22 protein-coding genes are annotated in these 21,482 nt (G+C 54.1%); 21 read left to right on the top strand and 1 reads right to left on the bottom strand.

The window, feature by feature from the left end; genetic code table 11:
• The first annotated feature begins 6 nt into the window (after positions 1–6).
• Together MKY12_RS19175 and MKY12_RS19170 are read left to right on the top strand one after the other, a co-directional pair.
• Positions 7–654, top strand: coding sequence for a DUF1405 domain-containing protein (locus MKY12_RS19175; protein ID WP_209869957.1), 648 nt, complete (start codon positions 7–9; stop codon positions 652–654).
• 55 nt (positions 655–709) lie between these two features.
• Entirely contained in the window at positions 710–1,609 is a 900-nt protein-coding gene (locus tag MKY12_RS19170) for a sporulation protein YpjB (RefSeq protein ID WP_339249308.1), read from the top strand.
• Between the two features lie 91 nt (positions 1,610–1,700).
• Here the strand turns inward: MKY12_RS19170 and MKY12_RS19165 are convergent, their stop codons facing one another.
• Positions 1,701–2,573, bottom strand: coding sequence for a YitT family protein (locus tag MKY12_RS19165; protein WP_200869567.1), 873 nt, complete (start codon positions 2,571–2,573; stop codon positions 1,701–1,703).
• Positions 2,574–2,740: 167 nt separating this feature from the next.
• Between MKY12_RS19165 and MKY12_RS19160 the strand changes: the two genes are divergently transcribed.
• The 19 genes from MKY12_RS19160 to MKY12_RS19070 all read left to right on the top strand — a co-directional run bounded on the left by MKY12_RS19160 (position 2,741) and on the right by MKY12_RS19070 (position 21,456).
• Positions 2,741–3,070 (top strand): nucleotide pyrophosphohydrolase, encoded by a 330-nt coding sequence (locus MKY12_RS19160; protein WP_339249306.1) that lies wholly within the window; start codon positions 2,741–2,743, stop codon positions 3,068–3,070.
• A gap of 59 nt (positions 3,071–3,129) precedes the next feature.
• On the top strand, positions 3,130–3,651 hold the full coding sequence (locus tag MKY12_RS19155; RefSeq protein WP_339249304.1) for a tetratricopeptide repeat protein: 522 nt from the start codon (positions 3,130–3,132) through the stop codon (positions 3,649–3,651).
• Positions 3,652–3,683: 32 nt separating this feature from the next.
• Entirely contained in the window at positions 3,684–4,487 is an 804-nt protein-coding gene (gene dapB, locus MKY12_RS19150) for a 4-hydroxy-tetrahydrodipicolinate reductase (protein WP_036727259.1), read from the top strand.
• A 17-nt stretch (positions 4,488–4,504) separates the two neighbouring features.
• Complete coding sequence (mgsA, locus tag MKY12_RS19145) at positions 4,505–4,930, top strand: methylglyoxal synthase (RefSeq protein ID WP_036727258.1); 426 nt, start codon at positions 4,505–4,507, stop codon at positions 4,928–4,930.
• A complete protein-coding gene (gene bshB1, locus MKY12_RS19140) occupies positions 4,927–5,631 on the top strand; it encodes a bacillithiol biosynthesis deacetylase BshB1 (protein WP_339310364.1) in 705 nt (234 codons plus the stop codon). The genes mgsA and bshB1 overlap by 4 nt, the downstream gene beginning before the upstream one ends.
• Positions 5,632–5,726: 95 nt before the next feature.
• On the top strand, positions 5,727–6,884 hold the full coding sequence (gene bshA / locus MKY12_RS19135) for an N-acetyl-alpha-D-glucosaminyl L-malate synthase BshA (protein WP_036727254.1): 1,158 nt from the start codon (positions 5,727–5,729) through the stop codon (positions 6,882–6,884).
• Between the two features lie 10 nt (positions 6,885–6,894).
• Complete coding sequence (locus tag MKY12_RS19130) at positions 6,895–8,334, top strand: CCA tRNA nucleotidyltransferase (RefSeq protein ID WP_339310363.1); 1,440 nt, start codon at positions 6,895–6,897, stop codon at positions 8,332–8,334.
• Positions 8,327–9,127: a biotin--[acetyl-CoA-carboxylase] ligase gene (locus tag MKY12_RS19125; RefSeq protein ID WP_339310362.1), complete on the top strand. Its 801-nt coding sequence runs from the start codon at positions 8,327–8,329 to the stop codon at positions 9,125–9,127. The genes MKY12_RS19130 and MKY12_RS19125 overlap by 8 nt, the downstream gene beginning before the upstream one ends.
• Before the next feature lie 1,078 nt (positions 9,128–10,205).
• On the top strand, positions 10,206–11,072 hold the full coding sequence (gene panB / locus MKY12_RS19120; protein ID WP_339310360.1) for a 3-methyl-2-oxobutanoate hydroxymethyltransferase: 867 nt from the start codon (positions 10,206–10,208) through the stop codon (positions 11,070–11,072).
• Between the two features lies 1 nt (position 11,073).
• Positions 11,074–11,964: a pantoate--beta-alanine ligase gene (gene panC / locus MKY12_RS19115; protein WP_339310358.1), complete on the top strand. Its 891-nt coding sequence runs from the start codon at positions 11,074–11,076 to the stop codon at positions 11,962–11,964.
• On the top strand, positions 11,957–12,340 hold the full coding sequence (panD, locus tag MKY12_RS19110) for an aspartate 1-decarboxylase (RefSeq protein ID WP_036727238.1): 384 nt from the start codon (positions 11,957–11,959) through the stop codon (positions 12,338–12,340). Before panC ends, panD begins: the two co-directional genes overlap by 8 nt.
• A 114-nt stretch (positions 12,341–12,454) precedes the next feature.
• Positions 12,455–13,093 (top strand): hypothetical protein, encoded by a 639-nt coding sequence (locus tag MKY12_RS19105; protein ID WP_036727236.1) that lies wholly within the window; start codon positions 12,455–12,457, stop codon positions 13,091–13,093.
• 115 nt (positions 13,094–13,208) lie between these two features.
• A complete protein-coding gene (dinG, locus tag MKY12_RS19100; protein WP_339249286.1) occupies positions 13,209–16,070 on the top strand; it encodes an ATP-dependent DNA helicase DinG in 2,862 nt (953 codons plus the stop codon).
• Positions 16,071–16,219: 149 nt separating this feature from the next.
• Entirely contained in the window at positions 16,220–16,870 is a 651-nt protein-coding gene (locus MKY12_RS19095; protein ID WP_036698060.1) for a redox-sensing transcriptional repressor Rex, read from the top strand.
• A complete protein-coding gene (locus MKY12_RS19090; RefSeq protein ID WP_339249283.1) occupies positions 16,860–18,161 on the top strand; it encodes an amidohydrolase in 1,302 nt (433 codons plus the stop codon). The genes MKY12_RS19095 and MKY12_RS19090 overlap by 11 nt, the downstream gene beginning before the upstream one ends.
• 29 nt (positions 18,162–18,190) lie before the next feature.
• Positions 18,191–18,712 (top strand): DUF5590 domain-containing protein, encoded by a 522-nt coding sequence (locus MKY12_RS19085; protein ID WP_339249280.1) that lies wholly within the window; start codon positions 18,191–18,193, stop codon positions 18,710–18,712.
• A 313-nt stretch (positions 18,713–19,025) separates the two neighbouring features.
• Entirely contained in the window at positions 19,026–19,193 is a 168-nt protein-coding gene (locus tag MKY12_RS19080; protein ID WP_339257537.1) for an aminoglycoside adenylyltransferase domain-containing protein, read from the top strand.
• A 225-nt stretch (positions 19,194–19,418) separates the two neighbouring features.
• Complete coding sequence (locus MKY12_RS19075; protein WP_339249277.1) at positions 19,419–19,961, top strand: hypothetical protein; 543 nt, start codon at positions 19,419–19,421, stop codon at positions 19,959–19,961.
• Positions 19,954–21,456, top strand: coding sequence for an AAA family ATPase (locus tag MKY12_RS19070; protein WP_036727224.1), 1,503 nt, complete (start codon positions 19,954–19,956; stop codon positions 21,454–21,456). The genes MKY12_RS19075 and MKY12_RS19070 overlap by 8 nt, the downstream gene beginning before the upstream one ends.
• Positions 21,457–21,482 lie beyond the last annotated feature (26 nt).

Raw genomic sequence — 21,482 nt, 5'->3', positions numbered from 1 at the left:
GTTTGTATGCCGGGTCATTGGTTTGAGAAATTATTTAGGGACCGAAGAATAATATGGCTGCTGTTTATCGTGAATCTGCTCGGAACGGTCTACGGATATATGTGGTATGGCAACCAGCTCACGTTCACGGCGCAGACTGAACCGCTCTGGCTACTGCCGTTCGTTCCTGACAGCCCTACGGCCAGTCTGTTCTTCACGGCTGCATTACTGCTGCTGCTGTATCCGCCAAGAGGGCTTGCGGGGACGCTGATACGTGAGCTGATTGAAGCGCTGGCAGTCCTAACCTCTGTGAAGTACGGAATATGGGCGGTCAGCATCATTGTGGCCGGCGGTTATCAGGGAGATTCCATCACCTGGAAGGACTGGATGCTGATGATCTCCCATACCGGAATGGCTGTGGAAGCTCTGATCTATGCCCGGTTCTTCACCTTCCGGAGAATGCTGCCTGTGGCGCTTGCGTGGACATTCGCTAATGATATAGTGGATTATTCACAAGGCGTGTATCCATGGCTGCCTTCTGTGCTTGATGATGATCTTATCGCTGTTCAGTACCTCACCATGGGGCTTACACTGTTCAGTACGGCTGCTGCCTGGCTGTTCTGCGGCCGGACAAGGCGTCCGGCACTACCGGACAGCACTGCCATGAAGCACTGAGCCTCTGTTCTAACTCTTGTCCTTCCGCCATACATTAAGGTGGGAGGGATGTCTTATGCCGCGCAGAAAAGTATTCATACTGTCAGCAATTCTGCTGTGCTGGCTGCTGGCCGGTATCAGCGGAGGCCGCGTTCAGGCTGAAGCAGGGGATGCTGCTGCAGACCAGGGAAGTACGGCTTACATAGAAGCAGCCGGAAGTGTACCCAGTGATCCCGCTGCTCTCACGGCCAGAAGCGGAGCGCAGCGGCTGGAGCAGGCTGCGGAAGCTCTATACGGATATGTGCTTGAAGGCGATGTGCTGAAGGCCCGCCAGGAGGCAGAGGAGGTCTCGCAGATCTTCATCTCTTCGTCCTTTGAAGGGATGACCTCAGTGGAGGGGGTCAATGCACTATCCTCTGTGATCCTGGACATGAAGTCGGCACTGGCTGCGGCCCAGCCGTCCCCGGAGAGATGGGAAGCGGCAGCGGCGAAGCTGCGGCTTGCCGCTAACAGCCTGAATCACCCCCGCCAGCCCATGTGGCTGCAGTACTATAAGCTGGTCCGTGAGGATCTGAACGATATGGAGCAAAGCGCTGCCGCGAATGATCTGAAGAGCTGGACAGCGGCCCTGGCAAGACTTCAGAGCCGGTATGCGAATATCCGGCCTGCGGTGATTATCTCCCGGCCTGCTGAGGCGGTGAGCACCTTTGATTCCTGGATGTCTTACGCAGGAGGGGTGGCAGGCTCGGAGCAGCCCGTGGAACGGGCCCGCCTGCTGGAGATTGTATCCTATGGGCAGGATGCAGCAAGAGTGATGTTCGGCAAGGACCGCAGCGAGCCGGTCCTGTCTCTGCCGCTGGCTCCGCGGCAATACGGGGGCTGGGCCCTGCTGGCAGGCGCGTTCATCCTTACGGTGCTCGTGTATACGGCTTACCGTAAGTACCGCGGCCAGAAGCAGAATCTAAAACCCGTGTAGGCTGGAGCGGCGGCAACAGAGGATACAAAGAGGGCGGACCCCACAAGCAGCCATTGCCGGCTTGTGGGGTCCGCCCTTATGTGTGTATAGTTCAGGTCTCCCGGAAGCCTTCGCCGTGAACGTCGTGAACCTCACTGATAATGACGAAGGCCTTAGGGTCCACCGACTTCACCAGCAGGCTTAGCCGGCGGATCTCCTGTCTGGAGACCACGCAATAGACCATATGCTTCGCCTGCTTGGAATAAGCGCCGATCGCCGGGATTAAGGTAACGCCGCGATCCATTTCTACGGTGATCAGCTCGGCAATCTGCGGAGCCTCGTCGCTGATGATGGTGAAGGCTTTGGCGGCGTAGGCTCCTTCCTGGATGAAATCAATGACGCGTGAGGCGATGAAGACTGCCACGAGCGTATACAGTATTTTTTCGCGGGGAATGTAGAGCAGGGAAGCCCCGATAATGATGATATCCACGGCCAGAATAATCTGTCCCATGCTCCAGCCGAACTTGCGTCCGAGTATCCGTGCCACAATATCTACACCCCCGGTGGTGCCTCCGAAGCGGAAGACAATCCCCAAGCCCAGACCCAGGGTAACCCCCGCATATAATGAAGCAAGAATAAAATCATGCTCTGTACTGAACGTTACAATCCAGCCTGCCTTAATCATCCGTTCAAATAACCAGAGGAAAAAAGACAGGGAGCCGATGCCGAGTCCGGTATAGACGATCTGATTCGCCCCGAGCACCTTCCAGCCGAGCAGAAAGAGCGGAAGGTTCAGCAGCAGTGTGGTTAAGAAGATAGGGATGTTAAAGGCGTAATTGAGCAGGATGGTAATCCCGGTAACTCCGCCCTCCATCAGCTGGTTGGGAATAATGAAATACAGGAGTCCGAATGCGTAGATGGCCGTGCCCAGCATGATGGGGGCCACTGTTTTGCTGACTGTGCTGATTTTAATGGTTGAACTCATAACATCCCTCGCCTACGCCTCTAAATGGGCAATTTATATGTAATGATCCCCCAGGAGAGCACACAAGCTCCAGGCGGCATTGCAAAAAAGATTTGTCTTCAAAACGTCTTTACGATAACATAGGGGCAAACAGAAGGCAAGAACACACGGGGGTGAAAGGGCAATTTATGGATAAAAGTCTTGGTGACATTCAGCGTGAGGTGGATGCCTATATCTCACAGTTTAAAGAAGGCTACTTCAGTCCGCTGTCGATGCTGGCCCGGATGTCCGAGGAAGTCGGGGAGCTGGCGCGCGAAGTCAACCATCAATTCGGCGAGAAGCCGAAAAAAGCGAATGAAGCTGATAATTCGATTGAGCTGGAGCTGGGCGACATTCTCTTCATTACCGTTTGTTTCGCCAATTCACTCGGTATCGACTTAACTGAGGCTCATAATAAGGTTATGCACAAATTCAATACACGTGATGCCGGGCGCTGGACGCCCAAAAACACCGATTAGGCCTATGCTACATATGCTGTACCAAACGAACGGGATTTAGCCGTAAGGATGGTGAGGATATGGACCATAATGATTATGTAAAAGCGGCCTACCGCTCAATACTCCGCAGTGACTTTGCTGAGGCCATCACCTTGTTCGAGGCGGCCATTGCCGCAAGTCCTGATGATGCGGAAGTCAGATACCGCTGCGCTATTACCTATGCCCGCAGCGGAATGCTGGACAAAGCGCTTGAACATGCTGTAGCCGCACGCAGACTGGATGGAACCAAACCGGAGTATCAGCTGCATCTTCAGCATCTGCAGGCTCTTAAGCTTGTGCAGGAAGCAAAGCGGCTGCTGGAGGATGACGCCGCGGACAGTGTGAATCCGTACCATCCGATTACGCTGCTTAAGGAAGCTGTATCGCTTGACCCTCTCTACGGGGATGCTTATGTATGGCTGGCAATTGCGCACAGCCGGATGAATGAACATCTGCAGGCGATTGCGGTATTGAAAGAAGTTATGTCGCTGCACCCGGATGACAGCGGACTGCGTCTGCTGATGAAGGATCTGCAGAAATCGCTGCAACAATATATACAATAATAACAGAGCCAGGGAAAGCGGGGAGAATTCATTTGAGTGACAAGATCAGGATTATTGTTTCCGGAGCCGGAGGCAGAATGGGCAAAGAGGTTGTGAAGCTGGTATTGCAGGATGATGAACTCGAGCTGGCAGCAGCGGTTGACCGCTCTGCACATGGCAGAGATGCCGGACGGCTGGTTGGCCTTGAGGATTGCGGTGTACTTGTGACTCCGGATCTGGAGACTGCGCTTGCAGATACAGAGGCGGATGTAATGGTTGATTTTACGCTTCCACACTCTGCATATAGCAATACTGCGCTGGCGGTCAAATACGGCGTCCGTCCGGTTATCGGTACCACCGGCTTCACGCCGGAGCAGATAGCCGGGCTGGACAAGCAATGCCAGGAGCAGGGAATCGGCGGACTGATTGCGCCTAACTTCTCCATCGGTGCGATTCTGCTGATGAAATTCGCTGCCCAGGCCGCAAAGTATTTCCCTCATCTCGAAATTATCGAATATCACGGAGACCAGAAGCTGGATGCTCCGTCAGGAACAGCGATTAAGACGGCAGAGATGATCTCTGAGGCGCGGCAGGAGCTCCGTCAGGGACATCCTGAGGAAGAAGAGATTATTGAAGGCTCGCGCGGCGGGTATTATAACGGCTTCCGTATTCACAGCGTGCGTCTTCCGGGTGTTTTTGCCCAGGAGGAGGTTGTATTCGGCGGGTTCGGACAGTCGCTCAAGATCCGTCATGACTCTTATGAGCGCGCGGGTTATATGCCTGGAGTCAAGCTCGGGATTCAAAAGGTGATGGGCTATACCGGCTTGATTTACGGCTTTGAGCATTTTATAGAATAGACGGGGAGAGAAACAGAATGTTGAAAATTGCTTTTATCGCACATGACCGCAAAAAAGATGAAATGGTTAATTTCGTAACTGCTTATGAGCATGTTTTTGAAGGGCATAAATTATTCTCCACCGGAACCACGGGCCAGCGTATCATGGAAGTGACCAAGCTCTCCATTCACCGTTACATGTCGGGGCCGCTTGGCGGCGACCAGCAGATCGGCTCGATGGTGGCTACGGATGAGCTGGATTTAATTATTTTCCTGCGTGACCCGCTGATGGCCCAGCCGCATGAACCGGATATTACAGCGCTGCTACGTCTGTGCGATGTGTACGGGATTCCGGTGGCTACGAATATTGCTACAGCAGAAATTCTGGTGAAGGCGATTGACCGGGGAGATTTCGGCTGGCGTGAGCTGGTACATAAATACAAGCCGGGTGTGGACGAGTCATGAAGCTTGACATTCTGGTATTCGGCGCGCATGCAGATGATGCCGAGATCGGCATGGCAGGGACCATTGCCAAGCATACTGCTGCCGGCTTCAAGGTAGGAATGTGCGATCTGACCCGGGCAGAGATGTCCTCGAACGGCACGGTGGAGCTGCGGGAACAGGAAGCACAGCAGGCTGCCGCAGTGCTGGGCGCTGAGGTGCGGAGTAATCTGGGGCTGCCTGACCGTGGCCTGTATATGACAGAGGGCCATTTGGCGGCAGTAACAGCGGAAATCCGCCGCTATGCCCCGTCTATGGTATTTGCCCCTTACTGGGAAGACCGCCATCCTGATCATATTGCCTGCAGTAAGCTGGTGGAGGAAGCGGTATTTAATGCCAAGCTGCGCAAATATATGCCGGACAAGCCCGCTATCCCCGAGCCTGGGTTATATTTCTACTTTATTAATGATCTTGGACGGACGGATCTAATCGTAGATGTCACTGCGCAGTATCCGCTGAAGGAGCAGGCATTGTCCTGCTACCGTTCCCAATTTGGACTCGCTCCGGGTGAAGATGCCGTTGCAACGCCATTGACGGAAGGGTATATCGAACGCGTCCGTTCCAGAGACATGCTGCTCGGTCAGCGGAGGCTCATTCCTTATGCCGAAGGGTTCGCCGGCAAGGTTCCGTATACCGTAGATTTGTTCAGTGCTGCCCGCAAATAGAGGTTGCCACTCGACAACGCCCGGAAAACAACTATAATTAATTCATATCGTTACTTGAAGTAATAGACTTAAGTTAAAATTGAAGGGGCGGAGCTATGGAGCGGCTAAAGATAGGCATCACTTGTTATCCTTCTCTAGGCGGCTCGGGCGTGGTGGCAACTGAACTGGGCAAACTATTGGCTGAAAAAGGCCATGAGGTTCACTTTATCACACACAGCATCCCGTTTCGGCTGGGAACGTTTCAGAAAAATATCTTTTACCATGAGGTAGAGGTTAACGATTATTATGTATTCCGCTATCCGCCATATGATCTGGCGCTGGCGACCAAGATGGCGCAGGTAGCCAAAATGCAAAATCTGGACCTGTTCCATGTGCATTATGCGGTTCCGCATGCGGTATGTGCTTTTCTGGCCAAGCAGATCCTTGGTAATGATATCAAAGTGGTTACCACGCTGCATGGTACGGATATTACAGTGCTGGGCCAGGATGAATCCCTGAAGGATCTGATCCGGCTGGGCATTAACGAGAGTGATGCGGTGACCGCAGTCTCCCGTGATCTGATCAAGGAGACCCGCAAGGCGCTTGATATTACGCGTGAAATTGATCTGACTTATAATTTCGTAGATAAGCGTGTCTATTATCCACGGGATGTAACGGATCTGCGCGGCGACTTCGCGGCCCCGGATGAGAAGATTCTGATGCATATCAGCAATTTCCGCCCGGTCAAGCGGGTGAGTGATGTGGTGGATGTGTTCGCCAAGGTGAACCGGCAGGTGCCTTCCAAGCTGCTGCTGGTCGGCGAAGGCCCTGACCTGCCTAAGATTCAAGCCAAGATCAGCGAGATGGGCCTCGACGATCATGTCCGTTTCCTGGGTAAGCAGGATGAGATTGCCCAGGTGATCTCGCTGGCGGACCTGCTGCTGCTGCCTTCTGAGAAGGAGAGCTTCGGGCTGGTCGCCCTGGAAGCGATGGCCTGCGGCGTTCCGACCATTGGCTCGCAGGCCGGTGGGATTCCGGAGCTGATTCAGCATGGCAAGACCGGATTCCTTGCGCCAGTCGGCGATACGGAATCGATGGCAGAATATGCCGTCCGGCTGCTCTCGGATGAGGCGATGGCTGAGAGCTTCCGGCGCGCATGCCTGGAGCGGTCCTGCAATGATTTCAGCAGAGATATGATCACCAATCAATATGAAGATATTTATTACCGTGTGCTCGGGCGCAAGGTATCCGGATTAGACCCGATTCTGGGGTAAGGAGTACGATATGGAATGGAGAATGGCACCACCCGGCATGGCTGAAGCCGCCGGGACTGTTGTTGCAGGCCTAGTGGCAGGCGGCCATGAAGCTTATTTCGTCGGCGGCTGCCTGCGCGATGAGCTGCTGGGCCGTCCGGTGCATGATATAGACATCACTACCTCCGCACTGCCGGAGGAGGTGATGGCCCTGTTTCCGCGCTGCGTCCCTACCGGACTGGCGCATGGCACGATCACTGTGCTGCAGGAGGGCTACAGCCTGGAAGTTACGACCTACCGGACGGAGAGCGGCTATGCCGATCACCGGCGTCCGGAGCATGTCGTATTCGTCAGGGATGTGCGGGAGGATCTCCGCCGCCGTGACTTCACGATCAACGCCATCTGCTGCGGCCTTGACGGCGGGCGGATTGACCCTTTCGGCGGGGAGCGGGATCTCAAGCTCCGCGTGATCCGCTGTGTAGGCGAAGCGGAGGAACGCTTCGAGGAGGATGCGCTGCGGATGCTGCGCTGCGTACGTTTTGCTTCCGTGCTGGATTTCGCGATTGCGAAGAATACCTGGCGCGGTCTGCTGCGCCAGCGTGACAAGCTGGCGCATATTGCTGTGGAGCGGGTGCGCGCCGAGGTGGAGCGCATCCTGGAAGGCCCGCACCCGCAGCGCGGGCTGGGGCTCCTGCTGCGCAGCGGCCTGCTGCCGCGCGGCAAAGCGCCGTTCCCCTGGACCGGCCGGGACCTGGCGGCTGCCGCCGCCCGCCTCGCCGGTCTCGGGAACCTGGAGAGCGCCCGCCTGCGCTGGGCGCTCCTGCTGCATGCCCTGGGATCGTCGGCGCAGTGCGCCGATGAGCTCCTGCGGGCATGGACGTTCCCGGGGGCGACGCGCACTGGCGTCGTCGCCGTGCTCCGCGTCCGCGAAGCCTGGGACGCGGCATTGTCCTCGGCGCGGCCGGAGGCTTCCGGCGCCGGGGAGCGGCTGCGGCGGCGGTGGATCGCCGCCGTGCTGGGCCATGGCCAGTCAGCCGCCGAAGGGTGGCTGACGCTGCTTGAGGCGGCGGGGCCTGACGCCGCGTCCGCTGTTGGCGCAGGTGCGCGCGGCCCTGCCGCAGGCGTCCCTGTCACAGCCGCAGTCGCACCCGCCACGGCGGAGGACGTCCCTGCCGCAGATGCTGGCGCACCCGCCAGATCGGCAGGCGTCCCTGACGCGCCTACAAAGGCAAGCTCCATCCCCCCTGTCACCACCAGCCTCCTGCGATCCTGGACCGCAGAGATGCCGATCCGTACGCTCGCTGAGCTGGCGGTGAGCGGCCATGAGGTGACAGCGGCGCTGGAGAAGCGTCCCGGCCCGTGGCTGGGCGTATTGCTGAACCAGCTTCTTCTGGCTGTCGCGGCAGGTGACCTTGCCAATGACAACCAATTACTGCTGCAAGCAGCGCAAAGGATGGATAGAGATGAATAGCGGTCATGCGCAGCATTCCGGTGTGTTGAAGCGGGAGGCGTTCGTTCCCGGCTGGGCCAAAGGCATTCAGCGGCTGGATACTGTCGGTTCCACACAGGAGGAAGCCAAACTACTCGCCGAGGGCGGCGCCCCGGAGGGAACAACGGTCATGGCCGAAGCGCAGACCGGCGGGCGCGGGCGGATGGGCCGTAAATGGCACTCCCCCCACGGCAAAGGAATCTGGATGAGCCTGGTGCTGCGTCCAGCTCTGCCGCTGGCCTTAACTCCGCAGCTGACGCTGCTCGCCGGAGTGGCTGTCTGCACAGCCATCCGTGAGGTTACCGGGGTGCCGGCCGGCATCAAGTGGCCGAATGACCTGCTGGCCGGCGGCCGCAAAATCTGCGGAATCCTGCTGGAATCCTCGCTTCGCGAAGGCGGACTGCATTATTGCATCGCCGGTATCGGCATCGCTGCGAATTTGACGGAGGAAGACTATCCGGAGGAGCTGCGCGGGATCGGTACATCGCTGCTGATCGAAGGCGGGGGCATTCCTGTAGACCGCACAAGGCTTGCGGAAGCCGTGCTGGAGGAACTCGAATATTTGTATCATGTATATATGGAGCAAGGCTTCCAGCCCGTGAAGGAGCTGTGGGAGTCCATGTCGGTGACACTGGGGCGTCAGGTATACGTGAATACTCCCCAAGGCCGCACCGAAGCCACTGCTGTCGGACTGAGCGATAACGGCGGGCTGCTGTTACGTAATGAATCCGGTGAGGTAGTGAGCGTACTGTCCGGCGAAATTGAAATGATCTAGTAGACCATCAGAATTGAACAAGTGATTTCATTCCATAAAGGGATGAAGCTACGTTCGTAGCGAAAAAACAGGGATAAGTGTATTCTGTACAAATAAAAACAGTGGAACGGGTAGACTTCCTCTTCTAATTGTAGTCTGTACAACTAAATTTGCTCGGATTGGCGAAAATCCAGAAATAGAGGCATTTTAATTGCAGGAAATACAACTAAACAGAGATTCGGCAGCACATCCGGCGATTTAGTTGTACAAATTACAACTAAGACTACTCCGTGCACCTTAATCAGGGTGAGGTAAACCCTCAGCAAGCCATTAGTTAAAGTATTTCTCATACGTATAGATCTGATGAACTACTAGGTGGCTGGAACTGCCGCATTTTAGAGGATTTTAGAATGTTTAAACAGATAGGGAAAAGTGGCGGAGGGGAATTTTGGAGCTGTAGGAGCGGTAGCGTCCGCCTGAAAGCTTTCCGTAGGAAAGCTCGCATCGTAAGCATAAGCTAGTCACCGGATTTCTACCGCGAACAGCGGTTTAAATCAGGGAATCTGGGGACAACAGCGGCCGGAAGCCCAAAACTTCTCTGGAGTCACGACCATCACATTCTGAAATTATTTTGCAATTTATATAGTTCGAAAATTGTCAACAAGGCCGCTCCTCACGACCACGGGAGCGGCCATGTCATATTTTAAAATATAAGAACTATCTGTTTCACACGATAACTTATCCTTCTATTTCTCGCTGAAACGGTACCGTCTTTTATAAGGACGGCAAAGCTGTTTCCACTTGAGGTGTTTATTTTTGTGTTTTTTTGGTATAATGTCCTCATGAGGCGGCATCGCATGGTCGAGCTGTACTCACGCAATTGTATCTTTTAACAGGATACCTTTTTACCGGATGTACCTTCATAACTGGATGTAACGGTTACGTTGGATTCTGCTCTGAGCCGTAAGGACCGAGACAGAAGGGACGATCGCGAGTGACTCTTTTTTGCCCTTCGGACCTTTTTAGCGGACCATGCTAAAGGGTTTTTTTGTTTGCGCGGATACCCGCGTATTTTATGGAAAAGGGGAATGAGAGCGACATGGCAGACAAACACGCACTGAATATTATCAAGATGAAAAAAATGAAAACGGACGGGGTGCCCCTGAGCATGCTGACCGCTTATGACTACCCTTCAGCCCTGCTGGCGGAGGAAGCCGGAATCGACCTGATTCTGGTCGGTGATTCCCTGGGGAATGTCGTGCTTGGTTATGACACCACGCTGCCGGTTACCATAGAGGATATGGTCTACCATACCCGGTCGGTGAAGCGCGGGGCGCCTAATACTTTTATAGTGGCTGATATGCCGTTCATGACCTACCACGGAAGCGTGGATGAGACCTTGCGCGGTGTGCGAAGACTGATGCAGGAAGGCCAGGCCCATGCGGTCAAAATGGAAGGCGGTCTTGAGATCTGCTCCGCAGTGTCGGCTGTAGTAGCAGCCGGAGTTCCGGTGCTCGGCCATATCGGCCTGACCCCGCAGTCGGTCAATATGATCGGCGGCTACCGTATTCAGGGGAAGGATGCCAGGGATGCGCAGCGGCTGATGGACGAAGCGAAGGCACTGGAAGCAGCCGGGGCATTCGGTATTGTACTGGAGCTGGTCACGGAGGAAGTGGCAGAAGCCATCTCCAAGGCTGTCAGCATACCGACCATCGGCATCGGTGCCGGGCGTTACTGTGACGGACAGGTTCTGGTATTCCATGATGTCCTGCGGTATGCCTCACCTTACCGGGAGAAAAAGTTCGTCAAAACCTACGCCGATGTAGGCACTCTAATTCGTGAAGGCATCACCAGCTACGTACAGGAAGTGAAGGACCGCTCGTTCCCTGCGGAAGAGCATGTCTTTAGCGCGGATGAGACCGTTTTGGAATCTTTATACGGCAATGCCGGCAAAGGAGTGAAATAAAATGAGAGTGATCCGAACGATTGCTGAACTGCGCGAAGCGCTCGAATATATGCGTCAAGGGGGCCATGGTCCTATTGGTTTTGTACCTACCATGGGATATCTGCATGAAGGACATGCCAGTCTGCTGCGTAAGGCAGGGGAGAAGAGCGGCACGGTGGTGATGAGTATTTTTGTCAATCCGCTGCAATTTGGCCCGAATGAGGACTTTGCTTCCTATCCGCGGGATGAGCAGCGTGATCTGGCGCTGGCTGAACGTGAAGGTGCGGACCTGGTGTTCATCCCAAGTGTAGAAGAGATGTATCCGCAGCCGATCCGTACAGGCGTATCGGTCTCCTCGCTTACGTCGCAGCTCTGCGGCGCTTCGCGTCCGGGACATTTTGACGGAGTAACTACTGTGGTCAGCAAGCTGTTTCATATCGTGCAGCCGGAATACGCCTTCTTCGGACTGAAGGATGCCCAGCAGGTAGCGGTTCTCCGCCGGATGGTGTCTGACCTTAACATGAACGTGGACATTATCGCCTGTCCCATTGTGCGCGAGGAAGACGGGCTGGCGCTTAGCTCCCGCAATGTCTATCTGAGCAGCGAGGAGCGCAGACAGGCCCTGGTATTGTCTCGTTCCCTGCGCGAGGTGCGCCAGGCTATGGAAGAGGGCAGCATTCGTACCGTAGATGAAGCACGGGCTCTGCTGGTCTCGGTCATTTCTGAATCGCCGCTTGCGGTCATTGATTATGCGGAGATTCTAACCTTCCCTGATCTGGAAGAACTGGAAGGCGGCAGCAGGCTGACGGATGCGGGCGGAGAGGTTATAATGGCTCTGGCCGTGAAGTTCGGCAGAACCCGTCTGATTGATAATAATGTATTTATTCCTAAGGAGGCACACGCTCTTGTTTAGACATATGATGAAATCCAAGATCCACCGGGCAACGGTCACTGAAGCCAATCTCAATTATGTGGGCAGCATTACCATTGATGAAGATCTGATGGAAGCCGCAGACCTGCTGGAGAACGAGAAGGTGCAGATCGTGGACAATAATAACGGTTCCCGTCTGGAGACTTATGTCATTCCAGGTCCGCGCGGCAGCGGCGTCATTTGTCTGAACGGGGCAGCGGCGCGTCTGGTACAGCCTGGCGATACAGTGATTATTATATCCTACGCTGTCATGTCCTCCGAGGAGCTGGCGGCGCACAAGCCGACTGTAGTGTTCGTTGATGCGGGCAACAAGCCGGTGAAGCTGGCGGATCATGAGATTCACGCGACGATTGCCTGAATTCTGAGCTTTGAGCCATGTAATCAATGGCAGGGATGAAGACCCCTGTACTTGCTGATAATGAAGTAAGGCAAGCTTAAGCTGACTTCATTATCAGTAAGGGTGGGATGTCCGGTGTTTCAACATTTATTTGCTGAGATGAACAAGATGCTCCAGGAGATCAAAGCCGACTATCCTACTGCGGAGGGTGCCCGCCGAAGCGATCTTTTATCCAAGTATAATATGCTCCACCGCATCAGTGATAATGTAATGGACGAATGGCTGGTCTTCGCCGAGAAGCTAAGCGAGTTCCGGGAACAGGCGGATTTTCAGGTTCAGCCGGAGGAGCTGCCGGAAGAGGAGGCCCCTGAGCTTGGGATGGATGCTTTTGTCAGGGGCCAGGGCTATTATAAGCTGCTGATGTACCGCAAGTGCATTGAACAGTTCAGGGAGGTTACGGCACAGTATCCAGACAGCCTCGCTGCCCGCCTGTATCTGGCCATGGCTTATCTGCAGGAGGGAGAAGGCGATACCGCCTGGGGACATCTGAATCACATGCTGGGCCTGATCCGTGAGGTGAAGCTGAAGGCGATGATCTATAATGCGCTGGGCTGTATCCGGGCTTCCCAGGAACGCTTCAATGAAGCCAGTGAGCTGTTCAGCCTGTCGTTGCTGCATGATCCTGATCTGCCGGAGCCGAACGTGAATCTGGAGGTGTGCCGCAGACGGGGCGGGAAGCTGGAGTTTGGCCATCAGCTGGTGTCGCTTTTATAATTTATCCTCGGTTTCTTTAGGCGATGCGCCCCACTTCCCGGGGTGTGCATCGCCTTTTTTCGTAACTTCTGTTATGCTGATAAAGAGTCTCAAGTGAAAGGGAATAGAACTTATAATGAAATTTGCCGTGCTTGATTTTGAAACTACGGGAACCCAATCTGTGGGAGAGATCATCCAGGTTGGCCTTGCCATTATAGAAGAAGACGGGCAGATCTCCCGGGTGTACGGTTCCTATGTCAAGCCCGGAGCGCCAATTCCTCCTTTTATTACGGGCCTGACCGGAATTACAGACAGCGATGTACAGGATGCGCCGGAGCTCGATGAGATGATGATGGAGCTGGTGCCGCTGCTGGATGATGTAGTCCTCGTCGGACACAATGTCGCGTTTGATTTTCATTTTTTGCAGAATGCGCTGGACCGCTGCGGCTACCTGCCGTTTCAGGGGCGGATTCTGGATACGATCGATTTTCTCAAAATATGCTTTCCCTCGCTGAGCACCTATCAGCTTGGCGCGGTAAGCAGCCACTTCGGCATTACGCATGACCGTCCCCATCAGGCGGACAGTGATGCGCTTGCCACGGCTATTGTGCTGCTCAAATGTCTGGAAGAGCTGCAGAGTCTGCCGCTCTTGACGATTCAGCGGCTGAATGAGCTGTTCGCGGACGAAGACAGTGATTTGGCCTGGTATTTCGACGGTCTGCTGCGGGAGCGGGAGATGGAGACCTTTCAGCCGGAAGGTGAGCTGAGCTTCTACCGCCAGCTTGCGCTGGCTGTTGGGGACTGGGCAGAGCTGGCTACGCCACGGGAGGAAGGAAGCGTCAATCCGCTGGAGAATATTACCTTTGAAGAATATATGGATGAGGTAACCAAGCGGCTGAAGGCTGTTCTTCCCCAGTATGAGAGCCGAGAAGCCCAGGAGCTGATGATCCATGAGGTCATTACAGCGCTTGAGCAGGACAAGCATCTGCTGATTGAAGCGGGAACAGGCACCGGCAAATCGCTGGGTTATCTGCTTCCGGCCATCTACCATAGTGTGAAAAGTGATCAGAAGGTGATGGTCAGCACGCATACCATTAACCTTCAGGACCAGCTGCGGGAGCGGGATATTCCGCTCTTAACCAGCGTTGTGCCGTTCCCGTTCAAGGCCTCCATCTTTAAGGGAAGAGGGCACTATTTGTGTCTGCGCAAGTTCGAACATCGAATGAACAAAAAGGACTTTACGAGTCCAAGGGAAGAAGCGCTCACCGCTGCGCAAATGCTCGTTTGGCTGACTCAGACGACGACCGGCGATGATGAGGAGCTTAACTTAAGCGGACGGGGCGGCGATTTCTGGGAGACTGTAGCCAGTGATACTGACTCCTGCCTGGGACGCGCCTGTCCCTGGTTCCGCAAATGCTATTACCACCGGGCCAAGCATGAAGCCGGGATCTCCGATGTGGTAGTCACCAATCACTCCAAGCTGTTCGCAGATGTCAAAGCCGGGCATCAGCTTCTTCCGGCTTACGACCATCTTGTAATTGATGAAGCCCATCATCTGGAGGATATTGCCGGCAAGCATCTTGGCATGCAGATGAAATATTTCACATTCGCCCATACCCTCACCCGACTCTATAAGGATAGCCGGAGCGGGCAGCTGCCTGCCCTCCGCCAGAGTCTGCAGTCTTCGGGCAGTGAGCAGGCTTCCGAATGGAGCGGCGTGATCGACCGGATCTATCCCGATCTGCTGACGGTGAAGGAGTCCTGGGATGCGCTCAGCGACCGGCTCTTCAGCCTGCTGCCTGAGCGCAGCGATGCCGGGGCCGGTGAAGCAGGTCAGCTGGTGGCACGCCTGCAGCCGGGCAAGAAGCCGAAGGATTGGGAGGAGCTGGCTGCCCTTGAGAATACACTGAACCTCAGTCTGAGCGATATCATCCGCAAGGGCGACAAAATGCTCAGTGAGATGCGTGACACGGACAGCCAATCCTCCTCAGACAGTCTTGTGACCGATATCGGCGGGTTATTCAAGGATCTGGCATCCATTAGAGAGCAGATCCGCTTCTTCATGAGTCTGAACGATGAGAATATCGTGTATTGGCTGGAGGGAAGCGGTAATTATAAGGGCAAGTCACTGCAAATGTATGCTGTTCCTGTAGATGTCAGCACCCAGCTCAGGGAGCTGTTCTTCGATAAGAAGAAGAGCATTATCCTGACCTCGGCCACCTTATCCGTGGATAAATCCTTCCAGTTCATGATTGATAACCTGGGTCTTGGCGAGGCTGCAGAGCAGCGGCGTCTGATGACAACACTGCTTCCGTCGCCATTCAAGTATCGTGAGCAGGCTCTCCTGGTCATTCCCCGGGACTTCCCGAGCGTCAAGGGGAGTATTGGGGATGCCCGCTTCGTGGACACCCTCGTGCACTCCCTTGCCGAGACAGCTGTAACAACACGGGGGCGGATGCTGGTGCTGTTCACCTCCTACAAGATGCTGCGCCAGGTGTATGAACCGCTGAAGGAGGCACTTGCCTCACAGGATATCGCGGTACTCGGACAAGGTGTGGAAGGCGGCAGCCGGAGCAAGCTGATCCGCCGCTTCCAGGACAGCCCGGCTTCGGTCTTGCTGGGTACCAGCAGCTTCTGGGAAGGGGTGGATATCCCTGGAGAAGCATTGACCTGCCTGGCGATTGTCAGACTGCCGTTCCAGCCGCCGAATCACCCGCTGGCAGAAGCGAAGTCAGAGCTGCTTCAGGCACAGAAGAAGAATCCGTTCATGAAGCTGTCCGTGCCGCAGGCTGTCATCCGCTTCAAGCAGGGCTTCGGGCGGCTGGTCCGCACGGCGCAGGACCGGGGCATCGTAATTGTGTACGATACCAGAGTGATTGAATCGCATTACGGAAAGTACTTTCTGTACTCGCTCCCCGGTCCCAAGATGGAGCATATGCTCACCGAGCAGATGGTCCCGAGAATTGCCGAATGGCTGGATGACGGCGGGGTTTCCTAATTCATCTGCTATTGCTATTATTAATAAGTCATGATTATCCTGAAGATCCGTTCCCGCCTGTCCTGCCACTCCGGCAGGCGGCGGGGCACGGTTGCTATAATTGTACGGAATGAAGTGTAGGCTAACAAAACTTTTAAGGAGGAGAATACATGAAATCGGATAAAATATCGGAGGCCGTCGTGCGCAGGCTCCCAGTGTACCTGCGTTTCCTGAACGATCTCCAAAAACGTGAAATCTCCACAGTCTCTTCTCAGGAGCTGGGCCAGAAGCTTGACCTAAATCCCGCCCAGATCCGTAAGGATTTGGCTTATTTTGGTGATTTTGGCAGAAAAGGCATCGGCTATGATGTATCTTATCTGATTGAGAAGATCCGCCATATCCTGAAGCTTGACCAGCAAATTAATGTTGCACTGGTTGGAGCCGGTAACCTCGGTCATGCCTTGTCTAACTACAACGCTTACTTGAAGGATACGATGAAGATTACTGCCATCTTCGATGCCTACCCGCCGAAGGTGGGCCAGCAGATCAACTCGCTGGTTGTGCAGCCGATGGAGGAGCTAAGCAGTACCATCCGCTCGCAGGGCATCCGGATCGGGATTATTACCGTGCCTGACAGCGAAGCCCAGAACGTAGCTGATATTCTTGTGGATTCCGGTATCGAAGCGATTCTGAACTTCGCACCGGTTATTCTCAAGACGCCTGCCAATATCCGGATTCATGCCGCAGATTTCACCACAGATCTGCAGAGCTTGGCCTATTATTTGCATGATGGAAAGGATGAGGCTGAAGATGAGCAGTAAGATCACGATAATCAAGAATGGGCACTTCCTGGTTCCGGGCAGTGACAAGCCGGTACTGAGCGGGTACATGACCCTGGAGAATGATTTGATTACTTACATAGGTGAAGCTGAGCCGGTAGTGGAGGATGGCGCACAGGTCGTAGACGGCAGCCGTCTGCTGTTCATGCCTGGTCTGGTAAATACCCATGGTCATACTGCAATGTCACTGCTGCGCGGGTACGGTGACGATATGGTGCTTCAGACTTGGCTGCAGGAGAAGATGTGGCCGATGGAAGAGAAATTCACTGGTGATGATGTATATTGGGGAACCTCGTTGTCCGTGCTGGAGATGCTGAAGGGCGGCACAACCACCTTCCTCGATATGTATGATCATATGGACCGGGTAGCGGAAGTAACGGAGCAGTCCGGTATTCGTGCTGTGCTGATGCGCGGCGTAATTGGGCTGTGCCCGGAAGAGGTACAGCAAGCGAAGCTTGCTGAGGCGATTGCTTTTGCCCGTAACTGGCACGGCAAGGCTGACGGCAGAATTACGACCATGCTCTCACCGCACGCCCCGTACACCTGTCCTCCAGAGTTTTTCATGAAGTTTGTGCAGGCTGCCCATGATCTGGACTTGCCAATGCACACCCATATGTCCGAGACGCGCCATGAAGTGGAACAGAACGTGGCCGACTACGGCCTGCGTCCGGTCGCGCATCTGGAGAAGCTCGGGATGTTCACCCGTCCTTCGCTCATTGCCCACGGGGTTCATCTGAACGATGAAGAGATCGGTATCCTGGCCCGCCATAACGTTGGCGTGTCGCATAACCCCGGCAGTAACCTGAAGCTGGCCAGCGGGGTAGCCCGTGTTCCTGAGCTGCTGAGAGCCGGGGTTAAGGTCTCTCTGGGGACAGACGGTGCGGCGAGCAACAACAATCTGGATATGTTCGAAGAGATGCGGCTGGTGGCTCTGATCCACAAGGGCGTAAGCGGTGATCCTACAGCGGTACCGGCTCCTGAGGCGCTTCTGATGGCTACGGAGTATGGGGCGCAGTCTATTTTCCTAAGCGGGGTGGGCCGGCTTGCAGCAGGAATGAAGGCCGACTTCATCGCACTTGATATTGACCAGCCTCATCTGCTGCCGCATACCGATCTGCTCTCCCATGCCGTATATTCGGCAAGTGCCAAGGATGTGGAGCATGTATGGGTGAACGGCCAGCAGGTTGTGAAGCATGGACAATGCCTGACACTTGATGAAGAAGCCATCCGCCGCAAAGCACAGGAGACGTTCGAGAGCCTGCTTAAACGGTAATTCAAGGGAACGGGAAAGGAAGCAGCGTGGTGAAGAAGAAGAGGAGAAAATGGATCTGGCTGGGGATTACCGTGGTGCTGCTCCTTCTGTTCGGACTTAGCCAGTTCTATGCCTACATTATGAAGGACCAGTGGAACGAGCGGAGTGAGGCCAAGGAGCTGGCCCGGGCGCGTGCCGGACTAACAGAGGTAACCAAGGCCCAGAAATCTGTATGGAATGAGAATGAGATCTACTGGGTGCTGACCGGTAAAAATGAATCAGGGACCGAGCTGATGGTGTGGGTCCGTTTCACCTTGGAGGGCAAGCCTGCCGGAGGCGACAATGACCTGTATGCTGAGGAACTGAGCAATGGCACCTCAGAAGAGAAAATGCGCGGAATCATAGCCGCCCAGCTGCCGGACATTACGATCGAACGGCTGCTGCCCGGTGTATACAACGGGGAATATGCCTGGCAGCTATTTTACAAAAAAGACGGGCGATTCTATTATAACTTTTACCGCTTCAAGGATGGCAGCGCCATCGGTGAGGGGTACAGCCTGCCGAACCGTTAAGCTAAGCGGTGAGCGGCAGAATAAAAACGGGGGGACAGATTATCTGTTCCTCCGTTTTTTTATCCATCATGTTGAAAAGTTTGAGATACATCAATTGATATACGGAGTGTATACCTCGTCTGCTAGCGCTAACCTACATATATGTCGAGGAAGATGAAATAGGAAATTTTAGCACATTTGGATAAGATTAAAGCGAAATTGATCTGCTGATCGTCATTCGGAAGCGCATTTAGAGCGGTACAGAACTGATGAGAATTATGTGTGCGGCGGCTTTGAGGATGCTGATCTGGCGGCGGATTTTGCATATTAAGAAATCACCGGGGAGTGGGGGCTGCAGCAGTTGCCGGAAGTCTATCACGGCTTGCTTAGACAGTGTCTGAAGGAATATTGCGGTGCGGCAGTCGCCGAAGGCTATGAACCGCGCGAATTAACTGATTTTGCAGAATATATGATGGCTGAAATCAAGCGTAATCTGGAGTAACAGTTGGCCGGTCTAAAATGATTATCTATTGAAACATCCAGAAATTAGTATCAAAAATTTTAAATATATTCACAACTTAATGTAAAATCGTATATACACCTATGATATACTACTACTTGTACTAAGACATGCTTAAGAGCATGTCAGTCTCGGATGGGCGCTAGACACGCTGGCTGGTCTTTATTATAGAGTTATGCTCGGTCATTATTGAGAGGAGGACGTTTCTTGAAACTGCGTCTTATGCCTGTACTGCTAACGTCTCTGCTGTCTGCTGCATTATTGTTTGGTGGCTGGTATTCCTACCGTCAATTCGTGGTACAGGAGCCGCTGCAGAAGCTGGTATCATCCTACGAGGGAGTGAAGGATTCCCATATTACTATTAAACGCAATGAGGTCACTTTGAAACTGGATTTGCAGCCGGGCACGAAATTACGTGAACTGGTACAGTATGTATCAAGAGAAGGCAGCACTGCTATTGACGGACGGACCCTGAAGCTGGATGTGGAACAGAAGCCGAGTGAACTGCTGGATGAGTATTGGGATAAAGCGATGTTCTCTGTAGCAGAAGCGATGGAGAGCCGGAAGTATACATTGATACCAGCTAAGCTGGACGGATTGAAGGAGCAGGAGAGCAAGTACAGTGGGGTTACAGCTACCACAGAGATTGACGACAATAATGTATATGTAAGCCTGAGCAACGGCAAAGAGAGCAAATTTATCATTCTGCCGCGTGCAGCAGCCAAGATGGGAGTGTGGAACAATGCCTAAGTACTGGAAAGAGGTTGTAGCCGGATTCGTTCCGGTCATGCTGATTTTTATGGCTTTTGTGGGGATCAATATCTTCCCTGTAATCATAGCGCTGGGCATGGTTGCCGCGCTCCTGTTCATTGCCCATGCCCGCGGCGGACTGACGGTTAATGCAGGTGCAGATAAGAAGCGCAAGAAGAACGGCCCCTCTAAGCTGACCTTTGAAGAGATCGGCGGACAGGACAATGCCAAGCAGGAGCTGCGTGAAGCGCTGGACTTCCTGATCCGGCATGAAGAAATCAGCAAGTTCGGGATTCGCCCGCTCAAGGGAATTCTGCTTACAGGTCCTCCTGGAACAGGAAAGACGCTGATGGCCAAGGCTGCGGCGCATTATACGGGCTCCGTGTTTGTAGCTGCCTCGGGTAGTGAATTCGTTGAGATGTATGTCGGTGTGGGTGCGGGACGCGTACGCGATTTGTTCAAGGATGCCCGCACACGCGCACTCAAGGAGAATAAGCAAAGCGCCATTATTTTCATTGATGAAATCGACGTCATCGGCGGGAAGCGCGAAGGCGGACAACAGCGCGAATATGATCAGACCCTCAATCAGCTGCTGACGGAGATGGACGGAATTTATAACAACGATACCCCGCGCATCCTGCTGGTAGCCGCAACGAACCGCAAGGAGATGCTTGATTCTGCGCTGCTGCGCCCGGGGCGTTTTGACCGCCATATTCAGGTGGATATGCCTGACAAGAAGGGCCGCAAGTCGATTCTCGACCTGCATGCCAAGAACAAGCCGCTGCATGATACCGTGGATCTGGATAAAATCGCCGAAGAAGCTTACGGCTTCTCGGGTGCTCAGCTGGAGAGCGTGATGAACGAAGCTGCGATCTACATGATGCGCGAGAATCTGACCCTGGTAGAGCAGCGTCATCTGTCGATGGCGATCGACAAGGTCATGATGGGTGAGAAGACCGACCGGGAGACCAACCATGAAGAGAAGAAGCGGGTAGCGATCCATGAGCTTGGACATGCTATTATGGCTGAGCTGCTGCGCCCCGGAAGCGTTAGCCAGGTCACACTGACCCCGCGCGGTCAGGCTCTAGGGTATGTCCGGCATAATCCGCAGACCGAGCAGTATCTGTACACGAAGGATTACCTGGAGAACCAGATCATGATTGCTCTTGGAGGAGCGGCTGCCGAAGAGATGTATTACGGCGGACGCAGTACCGGTTCCCGTGGAGACTTCGATCAGGCGCTGAATATCGTTGAGACCATGATGAAGTCAGGGCTCACTTCGCTGGGTATTGCGAATCTGCAAATGGTTACCACCGAAGAATTAATGAAGGAAAACAGTAAGATACTGGATGATCTTATGATCCGCACAAATGACCTGCTGGACAAGCAGAGAAATATATTTGATTACTCCCTTGACATTTTAATGAAGGAAGAAGTCCTCTCCGGAGAGCAATTTCGTTGTCAATTTCGTGACAGTGTCCTTTTACCGGCATAATTCTTTATGCCGGTTATTTTTTTTTA

It is taken from the genome of Paenibacillus sp. FSL M7-0896 (genome assembly GCF_037975415.1).
GTDB lineage: Bacteria > Bacillota > Bacilli > Paenibacillales > Paenibacillaceae > Paenibacillus_AQ > Paenibacillus_AQ silagei.
Note: the sequence above shows the minus strand (reverse complement) of the source record. Positions and strands in the feature narration are given on the sequence as shown.